At 34.6% G+C, this 15,507-nt stretch carries 9 protein-coding genes; 8 read left to right on the top strand and 1 reads right to left on the bottom strand.

Going from position 1 to position 15,507, the window contains the following annotated elements:
- Positions 1-67 precede the first annotated feature (67 nt).
- Entirely contained in the window at positions 68-3,667 is a 3,600-nt protein-coding gene (locus ACQ5J2_RS09490) for a T9SS type A sorting domain-containing protein (protein ID WP_432670168.1), read from the top strand.
- A 132-nt stretch (positions 3,668-3,799) separates the two neighbouring features.
- Here ACQ5J2_RS09490 and ACQ5J2_RS09485 read toward each other — a convergent pair whose 3' ends face one another.
- Positions 3,800-4,810 carry a hypothetical protein gene (locus tag ACQ5J2_RS09485; protein WP_432670167.1) on the bottom strand — a complete coding sequence of 337 codons (1,011 nt, stop codon included), beginning with the start codon at positions 4,808-4,810 and terminating at the stop codon, positions 3,800-3,802.
- Between the two features lie 414 nt (positions 4,811-5,224).
- Between ACQ5J2_RS09485 and ACQ5J2_RS09480 the strand changes: the two genes are divergently transcribed.
- From ACQ5J2_RS09480 to ACQ5J2_RS09450, 7 genes are all read left to right on the top strand, one after another.
- The gene (locus ACQ5J2_RS09480; protein WP_432670166.1) at positions 5,225-5,677 is read left to right on the top strand and encodes a hypothetical protein; all 453 of its coding nucleotides are present in this window, start codon (positions 5,225-5,227) and stop codon (positions 5,675-5,677) included.
- Between the two features lie 141 nt (positions 5,678-5,818).
- Complete coding sequence (locus ACQ5J2_RS09475) at positions 5,819-7,087, top strand: acetyl-CoA hydrolase/transferase family protein (RefSeq protein WP_432670165.1); 1,269 nt, start codon at positions 5,819-5,821, stop codon at positions 7,085-7,087.
- A 296-nt stretch (positions 7,088-7,383) separates the two neighbouring features.
- Positions 7,384-8,529: a hypothetical protein gene (locus ACQ5J2_RS09470; RefSeq protein WP_432670164.1), complete on the top strand. Its 1,146-nt coding sequence runs from the start codon at positions 7,384-7,386 to the stop codon at positions 8,527-8,529.
- A 13-nt stretch (positions 8,530-8,542) separates the two neighbouring features.
- Positions 8,543-9,994: a glycosyltransferase family 2 protein gene (locus ACQ5J2_RS09465; RefSeq protein ID WP_432670163.1), complete on the top strand. Its 1,452-nt coding sequence runs from the start codon at positions 8,543-8,545 to the stop codon at positions 9,992-9,994.
- Positions 9,995-9,999: 5 nt separating this feature from the next.
- The gene (locus ACQ5J2_RS09460) at positions 10,000-12,792 is read left to right on the top strand and encodes a YaiO family outer membrane beta-barrel protein (RefSeq protein WP_432670162.1); all 2,793 of its coding nucleotides are present in this window, start codon (positions 10,000-10,002) and stop codon (positions 12,790-12,792) included.
- A gap of 2 nt (positions 12,793-12,794) precedes the next feature.
- Complete coding sequence (locus ACQ5J2_RS09455) at positions 12,795-14,936, top strand: DUF4838 domain-containing protein (protein ID WP_432670161.1); 2,142 nt, start codon at positions 12,795-12,797, stop codon at positions 14,934-14,936.
- Complete coding sequence (locus ACQ5J2_RS09450) at positions 14,914-15,495, top strand: DUF1573 domain-containing protein (protein ID WP_432670160.1); 582 nt, start codon at positions 14,914-14,916, stop codon at positions 15,493-15,495. Before ACQ5J2_RS09455 ends, ACQ5J2_RS09450 begins: the two co-directional genes overlap by 23 nt.
- The last annotated feature ends 12 nt before the right edge of the window (positions 15,496-15,507 follow it).

The following is a 15,507-nucleotide window of genomic DNA, read 5'->3' as shown; positions in this document are numbered from 1 at the left end:
ATTTGATATAAACACAGTTAGAGTAACTCTGTTTAAGAAAAAAAATTAATTATAAAATCAAATAACGATGAAAACAACATATATAAAAAAGGTTGTGTTCATGCTATTTCTATTGTTTAACACGTTGATTTATGGACAATACTATGGAGGTGATGCTGATGGCTTTTCTCTAGGTACTGTAACTAATGCAACATGTAGTAATCCTACTCAGTTTTATGCCTATTTTGGTGGAAACGGTAGTTTATCAACATTCAATAGTCTTACAAATACAACATGTGGTGCACCTTCCCAATCTTTTGCCTACAGAGGTGGAGATGGAGACGGATTCACATCCGAAACATTAAACACAACGACGTGCGGAAATCCAGCTCAGTTTTATGCCTATTTTGGAGGAGATGCAGATGGAGGAAGTTCTGAAACGCTAAATACAACTGTTTGTGCAAGTCCCAATCAATTCTACGCTTATTTTGGTGGAAATGCTGATGGAGCTTCCGCAGGATTTACAGCTTCGGCTTGTCCAACAGATCCTCCAGTAGCTGATTTTACGGCATCGGCAACAAACGTTTGTATAGGTGAAACGGTAACTTTTACCGATACATCGACCAATTTACCTGCGGCATGGACATGGACATTTACAGGAGGAACGCCTAATTCCTCTACGGTTCAAAATCCAGAAATTGTTTACAACACGCCCGGAAGTTATGCAGTAACATTAATTGCAACTAACTTTAACGGTAGTGATACCGAAACAAAGTCAGCATTTATTATTGTCAATGCACTTCCTACTGTTGCAACTACCACCCCAGCTACACGATGTGATTCTGGAACAGTAACTTTACAAGCTACGGCAAGTTCAGGCGCTACTTTAAATTGGTATGCCGCTGCAACAGGCGGAACGGCGTTAAATTCAGGCGCTACTTTTATAACGCCAAGTTTAACAGCAACTACAACTTATTACGTAGAGGCTCAATTTGGAACGTGTTCTTCAATTAGAACTGCTGTAATTGCAACAGTAAATTCTACGCCAACAATTGCTACTACAACTCCTGCTTCAAGATGCGGCAGTGGAAATGTAACTCTACAAGCTACGGCAAGTTCAGGAACAATTCAATGGTTTGCGACTTCAACTGGTGGAACAGCAGTATTCACAGGTGCTAATTTTACAACTCCTACTTTAACAGCAACTACAAGTTATTATGTTCAAGTGAGTCAAACAGGATGTATTTCGCCAAGAACAGAAGTAGTGGCTACAATTAACGCACTTCCAACGATTACAGCAACTACACCAGCTGCACGTTGTGATGCGGGAACTGTAACTTTACAAGCCGCGGCAAGTTCAGGGACAATCAGTTGGTTTGCTTCCATTTCAGGTGGAACTGCTTTAGCAACAGGTACAAGTTTTACAACGCCAAGTTTAACTGCAACTACAACTTATTATGTGGAAGCGGCAAACGGAAGTTGTATTTCTTCTCGAACAGCAGTTATTGCAACAATTAATGCAACACCTACAATAACGAGTACAACTCCAGGAAGTATTTGCGACAGCGGAACGGTTTCACTTTCAGCAACAACAAGTGCAGGAACAATCAGTTGGTTTGCAAATGCAACCGGCGGTGCCGCTTTGGCAACTGGATTGACATTTATTACGCCAAATCTAACCGCAACTACTTCCTATTATGTACAAGCTACAATTGGAACCTGTACATCAGGTCGAACAGCCGTTATTGCAACCGTAAATTCTACACCAGCGCTTACAGGAACTACTCCTGCAGCTCGTTGTGGAACGGGAACTGTAACACTTTCAGCCACTGCTAATAGCGGAACCATAAGATGGTATGGTAGTGCAACGAGTGGAAGTATTTTAGCTACTGGTGGAACTTTTGTAACGCCTTCGTTATCGACTACTACTATTTACTATGTAGAAGTTACTCAAAACAACTGTACATCAGCACGAACTCCTGTTGAGGCTACAATTACGGCTGATCCTTTAATTACGGCAACAACTCCTGCATCTCGATGCGGAAACGGAACGGTAACTTTATTGGCGACAGCCAGTTCAGGAACAATCAATTGGTTTGCAAATGCAACAGGTGGTGCGGCGTTATTCACAGGAGGAAGTTTTACAACTCCAAACTTAACAGCAACAACCACGTATTATACAGAAGCAACTAATGGAAGTTGTACTTCAACAAGAAGTGCAGTTGTAGCAACAATTAATGCTTTACCAGTTTTGACAGGAACAACTCCTGCCTCAAGATGCGGCAACGGTAGTGTAACGTTACAAGCTTCGGCGAGTTCAGGAACCATTAGTTGGTATGCAAATGCAACAGGTGGTGCGGCTTTAGCCAATGGTGGAAGTTTTACAACTCCTTCTTTATCTGCAACTACAACTTATTATGTTGAAGCAGCGAATGGAACTTGTTCAACAACTCGAACAGCGGTTATGGCAACTATCAACCCGAATGCAACAATTACGGCAACAACTCCTGCATCTCGATGCGGAAACGGAACGGTAACTTTATTGGCGACAGCCAGTTCAGGAACAATCAATTGGTTTGCAAATGCAACAGGTGGTACGGCGTTATTCACAGGAGGAAGTTTTACAACTCCAAACTTAACAGCAACAACCACGTATTATACAGAAGCAACTAACGGAAATTGTACTTCAGCAAGAAGTGCAGTTGTAGCAACAATTAATGCTTTACCAGTTTTGACAGGAACAACGCCTGCCTCAAGATGCGGCAACGGTACCGTAATTTTACAAGCTTCGGCGAGTTCAGGAGCAATCAGTTGGTATGCAAATGCAACAGGTGGAACGGCTTTAGCCAATGGTGGAAGTTTTACAACTCCTTCTTTATCTGCAACAACTACTTATTATGTAGAAGCGGCTAATGGAACTTGTTCAACAACTCGAACAGCGGTTATGGCAACTATCAACCCAACTGCGACAATTACAGCAACAACTCCAGCATCTCGATGCGGAAACGGAACGCTAACTTTATTGGCAACAGCCAGTTCAGGAACAATCAGTTGGTTTGCCAATGCAACAGGTGGAACGGCGTTATTTACAGGAGCAAGTTTTACAACTCCAAACTTAACAGCAACAACCACGTATTATGCAGAAGCAACTAACGGAAGTTGTACTTCAACAAGAAGTGCGGTTGTAGCAACGGTTATCCTAACGGAAGCACCAACAGGAACTGCAAATCAAACATTTTGTGCAGGTGAAACCGTTGGTCAAATTGTTACAAATGGAACCGATATAATGTGGTACGATGCAGCAACAGGTGGAAATCTGGTTCCAGATGCAACTTTAATTGTTACAGGAACAACCTACTATGCATCACAAACACTTAATGACGGCTGCGAAAGCACAACGCGTTTAGCAATAACAATGACCGAAGGTGGTTGTCTAGGAAGAGAAGTCTTGGTCAAATTTAACATGACAGTCTATCCAAATCCAACAAAATCTTTCGTAATCGTTAGTGCCAACCAAATTGTAAAACGAGTGGAATTAGTGAACATGTTGGGTCAAGCCCTATTCTCTAAAACATTTAATGAAACTGAAGTAAAAATTGATTTAAATCATTTATCTACGGGTACTTATTTAGTCAGAGTGACTTCAGAAAATCAAGCAATAACTACTTATAAAATTTTAAAGGAATAAATAATTTGTGGGTTGCTAAAAAGTCGTTTCAAGTCTAACTTGGAGCGGCTTTTTTTTTTGAAATTAATTTTAAAAACTTTTATGATTCATTTAAAATTAGAATACAAAAGCAAATAGCAATGGAGCCAGTTACTATAATCGACTATTTATAAGTTTGTGAAATTCAACTTTATTATCAATATGCACCGCCAAGACCTTGAATTTTTTTCTAATTCCGTATAAACTTATTAGTGTTTCTTCTTCTTTTAATCGAATGATAACATTATGACTTTCTAATGCTCCTAAAAATGACAATTGTCTAGTTTCATTATCTATTTCAATATCTTTTGAGGAAATTAGAATCGTTTCTATGTTTTCTATATCAATAGTGGTTTCACACATAATTCCGTATCTGAGATATAGTTTATTGTCTTCGAATAAAACAGGTCGATAAAACATTGATTTTAAAAAACCGAAAATTTGAATGCCCGAGTAAATACTTAAAATCGTAAAAACCCAAGCGATTGCAGCACTCCATTTTGACAATAATATATGAAATGTAACCGTTTCAATAGCCACAATAAATAGTATTGCAACCAATAATGAAATCGTTCCACTTTCTTTATGATACGTAAATTCATTGCTTTTCAATGGTCTTTTCTTCCACAAAATAAATCCATAATAGAAAACGGCAATTTCTGTTATCACAGGTATAACTGCAACTTTAGGGAGTATTTCTGCACAAGAAATTTTCAAAGTCGTAAAAAAGTCGGAAGATTCAAACTTATGTGCTTTATGAAATTTAATTGCTTTCTGAACCTTGTAAATTACAAATGATAAAACAGATAATTCAATTATGGGTAGTACCCAAATTTTAAATAAATTAAGGTAATATTGATTTTCTGAAGGAAGAATAAATGACCCCATTATAACTCCTATAATTACAAAAGGAACAACCGTAGTATTCGGAATATTCGTTTTTCTAATGAGTAAAAAATAAACAAAAGGAACAGTCAATAATAAATCAAAAGTTATTCCTATCGACAAAATATTTGCGTTTGTCGTGAAAACGGGTGCTTTTGCTAAAACGACTAATAATCCGATTAGGAATATTGGTATTCCAAATTGAAATAGACTTTTCTGAAAATGTATTGCTTTATTCATATTTTTTTAATGCTCTAAATCTGATTGTAGTTTTATATAAAAAACTCGTACCACTCCTTCCCCACGCCTAAGTCGATTAATTTATACAATACACTTTCGGTATTAATTGAAATTACAAATTTTACGCTAAAACCGCATCATAACTTCCACCTCCTCAAGATGATTTATATGCCAGTTTAACCCCTGTAAATCATCAGACAAAGCTCCAATAAACTTCAACTTTTTATTTAAAAATCAATGACGTTATCTCCAAAATGCTTTAGCATACATTTTACAGGTAGTAAACTCAAAGATACATTTTATACTAAAAAGTCACAAACAATCAGTAATACTCCTTTACCCCCTCACAAAGAGTTATAAGCACAAAACGAAAGTATTTACATAAATATTGAAAGCATCCCTATAAAAAATGATATGATTCGTATCAAAAACTATATGATTCATATAAATATTAAAAGTAAAGTCGCTACTTATGATGGTAAATCTATAAATATGCTTGGCACATTAGTAAATAGGTATGGAACATCTATAAATATGCTTGGCACATTAGTAAATAGGTATGGAACATCTATAAATATTCTTGGCACATTAGCAAATAGGTATGGTAAATCTATAAATATGTTTGGCGCATTAGTAAATAGGTATGGAACATCTATAAATATGCTTGGCACATTAGTAAATAGGTATGGAACATCTATAAATATGCTTGGCACATTTGTTACTCATGAAAGAACATTTATAAATAATGCTACAATAATCGTAATTAATAAAAGTCTCTGTATAATAACTATCGAAACACAAGCAAATAGCAGAGCATATTCTATACAACAACAAGACTCGCCTCAGAAACAAGAACAAAATCACTAAATTGGCACTAGCAAAATTGCAATTGAGTACCAATTTCGATTACTAAACAGATTTCACCCGATTATTAGTTAAAATCAAACTTAAATTGACATTTATCATAGTACCACTATATATTCTCCCTTAACTTTGAAATAAAAAAATATGAGCAAATATGTCACTGCACAAGAAGCTGTAAAAGTAGTACAATCCAACAACCGCGTATATATTCAAGCAGCTGCAGCAGCACCAACAATACTAACCAATGCATTAACTGAACGTGCTTCAGAATTAAGAAATGTTGAAATTTGTCACCTTCATACTGAAGGCGAAGCACGCTATGCCAATTTAGAATTGAAAGATAGTTTCCATGTCAATTCGTTCTTTATAGGTAAAAATGTACGACACACTATTCAAAACGGAAATGGCTCTTACACGCCTGTTTTCCTAAGTGAATTACCCAATTTATTCCGTAAAAAAGCCGTATTGCTGGATGTTGTTTTTATACATGTTTCACCTCCAGATCAACACGGATATTGTTCGTTAGGTACTTCTGTTGAAGCTACTGTTGCCGCTATAGAGAATTCTAAAATTGTGGTAGCTCAAGTTAATAATAAAATGCCGAGAACCTTTGGCGACAGCCTGATTGCCGTTTCTAAAATTGATTATTTAGTAGAATGCAATACACCAATTCATGGTCACGGTATTGAAGAAATATCCGAAACCGAACAACGAATAGGAAAACTTGTTGCTTCACTAATTGATGATAGAAGTACGTTACAGATGGGAATTGGCTCAATCCCAAATGCGGCTTTGGCCAATCTTACGACGCACAAAGATTTAGGTTTGCATACTGAAATGTTTTCCGATGGAGTGATTGATTTAATTGAAAGTGGCGTCATCAATTGCAAATACAAAAAAGTGGTTAAAAACAGAGCTTTGGCTACTTTTTTAATTGGCTCACAACGCTTGTATGATTTTGTAGACAACAATCCGTTTGTAGAAATGCGTGAATCGTCGTTTGTTAATGACACATCTATCATCCGTAAAAACCCCAATATGGTTGCGATTAATTCAGCAATTGAAGTTGATTTAACAGGACAAGTTTGTGCCGATTCTATTGGTGCAAAAATGTATTCTGGCGTTGGTGGACAAATGGATTTCATCCGAGGTGCTTCGTTAAGTGATGGCGGAAAAGCAATAATTGCATTGCCATCGATTACTAAAAGAGGGGAAAGTCGCATTGTACCTTTCTTAAAGCAAGGTGCCGGCGTCGTAACAACACGGTCACATGTTCAATACATTATTACCGAAAACGGCATTGCAGATTTATATGGTAAATCACTAACACAAAGAGCAAAAGCATTAGTTGAAATTGCACATCCGACTTGCCAAGAAGAGATAGAACGCTCTTTTTATCAATTGAATAAATAGATAAAAAAATAATTTCAGTTCTGGAAAGGCAGCTAATAATATAAGTTATTAGCTGTCTTTTTCAGTTCCTATTGAACCACCTAAGTAAAAATTTGTAGATATTATTCTACATCTCAATATGTGATATAACTACAACTTCTTCAGTAAAATAAAGTGATCTTTGTAACTGAGTTTGACGACTGCAATTATATCCCTCAATTATTGGCGATAGGATTAAAACCGGAAAAACTTGAAAAGTGTTACGTGATTCACTGCGAATACCGTCACAATTGATAACTAGATTACAATTTTATTCAATGTATATAATTTATAACTTATTTGAGAATCTTTACTACAAGTTTATCATCATGCCAATGGTGATACGCATTGCTGTAATAACCACCATTCTTTTTATACTATTATTAATTTTCTACGGAATTCTAAGCTTAGTCAATTATTACGTTAGAAAAAGAAGAGAGCGACGTGAGGAAATTCGAAAAGATAATAGTGATTGTTATACTGTTTTAAAAGAGATTCTAACTTTTGAAGAAGTTATTTCATTTGAATCACTACAACGTGATTTTGATGAAATTAAAGCAAGGTGCCATCCGAGACAAAAAGATATTGTTTATGAAATGTTGGTTATTAAACGCGAATTTCCTGATCAATTCAACTACGAAAATCTTCAATCATTATCTAGGCTGTTCAATCTGACACCTTATTGGGATGAAAAGTTGACTTCTAAATCGATGAAGGTAAAGATGGAAAACCTTCAAAACATTATCGAACTTCGCGCTACGATTTCAGAATCAGTATTATCGACATTGGTTTATCATAAAAATAGTGAACTTCGTAAAAAAGCCCGTATTGCCCAAATTCACTTGAGTCAACATGATCCGTTTCGGTTTTTTGATGAGGAATTTGATAAAGATTTTACCGTTTGGGATAAAGTTAAAATCCACGATATCCTTTTACACAGACCCATTCAAACGATTCCGAACTTTATTCGTTGGGTTCCAAAAGTAAAGAACGAAAACTTACAAGCATTGTTTATTTATGAAATTGGTTTTTATAATCAAATTGAAAACAAAGAGTTTCTGTATGATTTCTTCAAAATGACTCCAAGTGATCAGGTTAAAATTCAAATTATTGAAACCATGAAGATTTTGGGTATTGAAGATATGGCTTATAATTTAATTCGAAATTATAATGCGGTATCTGAAAACGTACAATTGGCAATTATAAACAATCTAAAACATGTTCAAACCGATAAATTTTTACTTCCTTTTTATGTGCATGCATTTGAGAAAGCCTATGAGCCAGGTCTGAAATTGGCGTTAGGTGAAGCTATTTATGCCTCTGAAATAAACGGACACAGAGTAATTGAAGTTTTGGAGCGTGATGCAAAAGGATTTGATCACCTCATTTTTGAACACATTAAAAATCCTTTGCTTTTAAATTAATTATTGAACTTTTATGGATACAATTTTATATGCCTACCAATATGTAATCTTCTTTTATGCCTTCTCTCTAGTTTTGGTCTATACTACGTTAGCTATTTTGGCATTTCATAAACTGACTCAATTGATGGCAAAAAAGAGTTCTGAAACTGAAAAAATTTTTAGAGAATCGCCATTCATTCCTGGAATTTCAATTATCGCTCCCGCATTTAATGAGGAAACATCTATTATTAATAATGTGATTTCGATGATGACGGTAAATTACCCCACCGTTGAGGTAGTTATTGTAAACGATGGTAGTAAAGACGATACCTTACAGTTATTAATTGACAATTTCGAGATGGTGGAAACCACGTATGCTTATGTTGAAAAAATAAAAACGAAACCGTTTAAACGAATTTTCAAATCAACAAATCCTGAATACAGTAGATTAATTGTTGTGGATAAAGAAAATGGTGGAACCAAAGCGGATGCTTCCAATGCAGGAGTAAATGTAGCTAAATACCCTTACTTTATTTGTACAGATGTGGATTGTGTATTGGATCGTGAAGCTTTAAGTAAAATGATTTTGCCAATTATTAGTACCAAAACACGTGTAATTGCAGTTGGTGCTACAATGAGAATGGTAAACAGTTGTAAGGTAGAAAATGGCGTTATGGTAGAAACGCGATTGCCAACCCGAATATTTCCTTTATACCAAGAAATTGAGTATTTGAGAAGTTATTTGATTGGTAAAATGGGTTTCTCAACAATAAATGCGGTTCACAACGTTTCTGGTGGATTGGGATTATTTGACAAAGAAATTGCAATTAGTGCTGGAGGTTATGATCCTTTATCCCATGCGGAAGATATGGATATGACCACTCGTATGATTGCTTATATGATTAATTATCAAAAGCCGTACAAAATTGAGCAAGTACCTGACACCTGTTGCTGGACTGAAGGACCTCCTTCATTTCGTGTATTGAACCGTCAACGAACACGTTGGGCTCGAGGATTGTTCCAAATATTTTCTATACATAGAAAATATCTTTTCAATAGAAAATTTAAGAAAATGGGGTTAATTACATTTCCTTACATTTTTATTTATGAATTTCTTGCTCCAATTATTGAGTTAATCGGATATCTGGCAACAATTTATCTCTTGTTAGTAGGAGGTATAAATTGGAACACCGCATTTTTAATGTTATTTTTTGTCTACATATTTGGAGTGTCACTTTCGTTAACTACGCTTCTTTATGAACGACTTTTGGAACACCGATTTAATAATAGAGAATACTTACGGTTGGTTTTATTTTGTTTACTAGAACCTTTTATTTACCATCCTTTAATTGTATTTTTCAATATTCGAGGTTACATTGATTATCTTACAAAACGAGATTTTGAGTGGGGAACTATGACAAGACAAGGGTCAGACGAAAATAAACCCAATAAATTCAAACAGGTTGAAGCTCAACCTTTACAATAAATAATATGTTTACAAAAAATTCAATAGTGAAGAATACCGCGATTTTTGCACTAGTCCTAACTTTTAGCACACTCTTTTCTGCAAAAATGTATGGTCAAGTTACAGAGGAATCTAACTTTACTAAAGCTAATAAATTATTCAAACAAGAACGTTGGGAAGAAGCAAAACAAATTGTAGATATTGGATTGAAAGAAAGCCCGTACGATGCCGATTTATTGATGCTTAACGGTAAATACTACCATTACAAAAGAAATAATGACAAGGCACGATACAATTTAATCAAAAGTTTGCAGTATGATGCAAATAATGTGGATGCCAAACAAATTTTGACAAATGTTGAAATTGAGGAGAAACATTATTCAGCAGCTATTTGTTACATCAACGAATTACTAGAAGTAAATCCGTACTGGAAAGGTCTTTGGCGTAAGAAAATTGAAGTGTATAAACTTCAAGGTAATAATGAAGAAGCAAATAGATTATTGAGAAGAATCAATCAAATTTATCCTGAAGATGAACAAATCCAACAAGATTATCGTTATAATCTGAAAACGGAAATTAGCGCATTAAAGAAATCTGGAAAATTAGAAGAGGCTTTAAAATTGACAAATGAATTAATGCTTGTTGACAAAACAAATCCGGATTTATATGTAGATGTTATCAATACCCATATTGCTGCTGGAGATTTCGACAAAGCGTTGGTTTATGCCAACAGAGCTTTGACGTACATGCCCAATAATTCTTATTTAATCACCAAAAAAGCATCTATTTTAGCAGATAAAGGTGATTATAATGAAGCGATGAGTTTTATTAAATCTAAAAACAAAAATGGAAATGCACAATTGACCGCCTTGTATAATCAATTGTTGTTACAAAATGCACGAGTTCAGAATGACAGCGACCCCTATACTTTATACGGCAAAATTCTAGAACGTTCTCCTGGAAATGCAGAAGCATTAAATTATTTATTGAATACCTCGCTTTCAAAAGGTTTTTATTCTGATGCACAACACTACATCGCTATTGCGAAAAAATCAGGTGGTGAAACTAAAGATATTCTTTCAAAGGAATACACTTTGTATTCTCAAATGGGAAATGAACCCAAAGCAACCGCCATTTTAGCCAAATTATACAGTCGTTTTCCGAACGATTATGATATTCGTGAAAATTACACTAGTTATCAATATAAGTTGGCGCGTGAAAATATGTTGAATCACCAATATCGCGAAGCATTAATCCAGTTGACATTTTTAACAAATCTTCCGAAGAATGATTACTCTGAAAAAAGCATGCAGGAGTTGACAGAAGTGTATTTGAAATTAAACAGAAAAGAAGAAGCTTATGCTACAGTTCAAAAATTAAATAGCGAATATCCAAATAATAGCAATAATATTTTTCGAAAGGTAAGTGTTTTAATAGCAATGGATCGTGATGAAGAAGCATTGACTATTTACGAAGAGTATATGAAAAATGCCAGTATGGAGGAATTTCAAAGTCACCTGATTGCTTATGATGAAATTGGAATGCAGTTTATCAAAAAATTAATTATTGCGGGTCAAACACAGAAGGTTTTTGAAGTTGCTGATCGAGTAATTCTGTTAAATCCAGACAGCGAGTTGGCTTACACTTATGCCATCAACACTGCTTTTAGTACTGAAGATTATAATTTAATGCTTAAATATGCTCAACAAGCTGTTGAAGCAAATCCAGACAGCATTTTATTTAAAACCAAATACGCAGAAGCATTATCAAAAACTAAGGAATTTGGAACCGCAAACAATATTCTAAAAGCACTTTTAGTTGAAAATCAATATAATCAAAGTGTTATAAATGCTAATACACAATTTGCATTAGATTATGGTGCAGTTTTATTCAAACTGAAAGACGAGGAACAATTAAGAAATGTAACGAGCTTAGCCTTAAAATATGACCCGAACAACAAAGAGTTGATGTATCAAAGGGGACAAGCCTACTTACTTGCAAAAGATTACGGAAATGCATTTGAGTATATGAAATTTTACACACCTTCCCCTCTTGAAGAAGCTGCTTTCAACAAGCAAATGGAATGGTTGCAAAATAAATCATATAGAAACCAAATTGCACTTACCTATCTGCGAAGTCGCTTCGCGGACCAAATTAATGTGAGTTCAATTGCAAGTTTAGAATATACTCGTTTTCAGTCAGCAGAAAATACGTATACAGGACGTTTATTTTATACAGGTAGAGATTTAGGATCAGGCGTTTTGGCACAAGCAGAATGGACGCGTGTTTTAAATCCTAAGACGTATGTTACTGCAAATTTAGGCTACGGTTCGAGATATTTTGCTAAAATAATTGCAAATGCAAGTGTTTACAGAACTTTTTTACAGGATTTTGAATTAGAACTTGGGTTAGGATACAGAAACTTACCCGATGTGTATACCTTGACTAGTATTGTGGCTGGTGTTTCACATGACAGTGAAAATATGTGGCTCAATGCTAAAGCCAATATTTATCGCACTGATAGTTCACTTACCTTATATAATGTCCTTGCACAATCTAGATTTTATATTTTTGACAATAATAAAAGTTTTCTTCAAGCGATGGCTTCCGCGGGAACCGTGCCTGAATCTGGAGCTTTAGATTTGTCTTTATATGACTCGTACAACGCCTTCAACACGATGGTTGGAGCGGGTGGACAATATATGGTAAACAAACGTTTATCGTTAGGTTTGCTAGGAAATTGGTACAATTTTAAATACAATCCACAATCATACAGCAACTTATACAATTTATATTTCACCGCGATATACTCCTTATGAAAATGATTTTATTACAAACTATCTTATGCACTTTATTATTTTCTTGTGGGAATTCCCATCAGGACAAACAAGCGATTGCGTATGACAACTATGTAATTACTAAAGCAACGGACGGAAACAAAGTAGTTTTAGATTATTTGTATTATCACCTAAATAAAAGAACCGAAAAAGGAGTAGTTTTAAAGCAAGGAGTGGATGTAATTCCCGCTAATAGCTCATCAGTTCAGTTCATTGACGCAATTGTAGATTCAAATTTAAGTAGCGATTATGAAATTGTTAAAAAAGATAATAAATTAACTTTTAAAGCAAATTCCAAAAAAACATTATATTGGTTGTTTTATCAGTATTTTCAGGCGCTAAGCGAAAATGATTCAAAAATGAATGCAGATGACTTACCTCCTGCTATTGTAAGTTTTAAAGATTCAAAAGAAGGAAATTTTGCTTTCAAATATAGAGAACCTTATTTAAAAGCGAATTTGGTTGAAGGTTATGATGTGATTATCAATACCAATAGTGTAGAAAAAGATTGGGGAATTTGGGGACACCAACTTTTTAATATAGTCAACAAAAATCCAAAAAATGAATATTACAGCGTTGTCAATGGTGAAGTCAATAAAAAACAACTTTGCTTTGGAAATCCTGAAACCTATTCATTTTTAGAAAATTACATTATTAACAATTTTGGCGAAAAAGAAAGTTATAGCCAAAACTTTGTTATTGGTCCCGCAGATAATGGCCTAGTTTGCACCTGTAGTTATTGCACAAAGCTGGGAAATACAAAAAATGATGCCAGCTTCTCGGTAATTGCTTTGGTGAATAAGTTAGCTAATCGTTTTCCTACTCATACATTTTTAACCATTGATTATATCTCGGTAAAAACGCCACCAACTTCCGTAATGCCCAAAAATACTGCAATAATTATCAGCTCGATTAATATTCCAAGAAAGTTTGAATTGTATTTGAATAATGGAAATTTAAAGGAATTTGAATCTAAAGTAACTAACTGGAAAAAAGTGTGCCCAAGCGTTTATGTCTGGGATTATATTTCAAATTTTGATGATTACCTTACACCTTACGCTCCATTATCTATTTGTAAAATAAATTTCAGTTATTACAAAAAATTAAAGGTAAACGGCGTTTTCGCAAATGGTGCGGGATACGATTACAGTACTTTTAATGCAGTTCATACTTATGTTATCGGAGCTTTAATGCAAGACCCAAGTTTAGATATAAATCAATTGGTTAGCAGATATTGTAACTTTTATTATGGTGAATCAGGTCAAATCGTAGCCGATTACATTCTTGGACTTGAAAAAACGATGCAAAAAAAGAACTACAATTTGGATTTATACAACGGAGTTAAAAAAATGACCGGAACATACTTAAATAACGCCGAGTTCTTTGATTTTTACACTACCATAAAGGATTTAAAAGATACAGGAAATGAAGAAGTTGTCAATCGAATGAATCAATTGTATACAGCATTGACTTTTTCTGCGATGCAAATTCAATTAGCAAATAGATTTGATGAAGATTTTGGCTTTGCCACTTTAAAAAATGATAAAATTCAAGTTCGAGAAAATTTCAAAGAGAGGTTTACTTTTCTTTCCGAACAGCATAAGAAAAATGACATCTTCATAACACGGGAACGCGAAGGAAATGTTACAAATTATTTAAAGGAAGTCAAAAAAACGATTATAGATGGTAAATATCCGTCTAATTTACTTAATCAGAAAACATTAACGATTACGAGTGAACTTGACGAAAGTTATACTGATGCCACTTTACTAACGGATGGAATTCCCGGTCTGACATCTGACTATCATAATGCTTGGCTAATTGTAAGTGCTCACGATTTAACCGCCAAAATTACCGCTCCAAAAGAAGCAGGAAAGTATCATTTTAAATTCAATTTCCTCTTAGACGAGCGTTTGAATATGAGAGCTCCGGACAGAATTGAAGTTCTTGTAAATAACAAAATTGCTAAAACAATCCTACCAGAAAAAAATATTTCGGAAGGTGCAGAACGCTTAACCCTTGAATCTACAGTGGTTCTAGAGCCTAATGATGTGATAAAAATCAAAATTTATCGCGATAAAACCTTAAATAAATTCGCTTGTGATGAAATCTATTTGTACAAATAATTCTACAATTTCAATTGCTCAAAAATCAATTCGATTGCTTAAATTGCTAACAGTTTTCGCACTCATAGTTTCTTGTGAATATAAGGAGGAATTAGTCGACGTGAAAATAGTGGATCCGGTAAGACATTATTACCCCATTACACAAGGACAAGAACTTAACATCATAGTTAAGTTGGAAAATACGAGCGATTACCCGTTTAAAATTACGGATATTTTGACATCATGTGGTTGTGTAATTGTTAAGAAAGGAGCTCTAGAAGTGGTTCCTGCCCAAAGCACAGGCTATATAGAGTTAACTTATAATAGTAATAAAAACATCGGACTTGTGAACCATTTTATTTATGTGTATGGTAATTTAAATAAGATGGATAAATTAGAAGCCAATTTTGATGTTCATGTAGTGCCAGATGCACTGTATACTCCAGATTATGAAGAGCTTTATCAAAAAGAAATAAGCGAAAAAGGAGGACTGAAAAATATGGTTGAAGGAAATGAAAATAACAAAGGTTACTACATTTCCTCTGGGGATAGTGAAGAGGAAAACAATAATAGTAATTAAAAAAAAATAGAA

The sequence above is a fragment of the Flavobacterium sp. SM2513 genome, assembly GCF_050908145.1.
Taxonomy (GTDB): domain Bacteria; phylum Bacteroidota; class Bacteroidia; order Flavobacteriales; family Flavobacteriaceae; genus Flavobacterium.
This window is presented reverse-complemented; position numbering and strand designations above follow the sequence as displayed.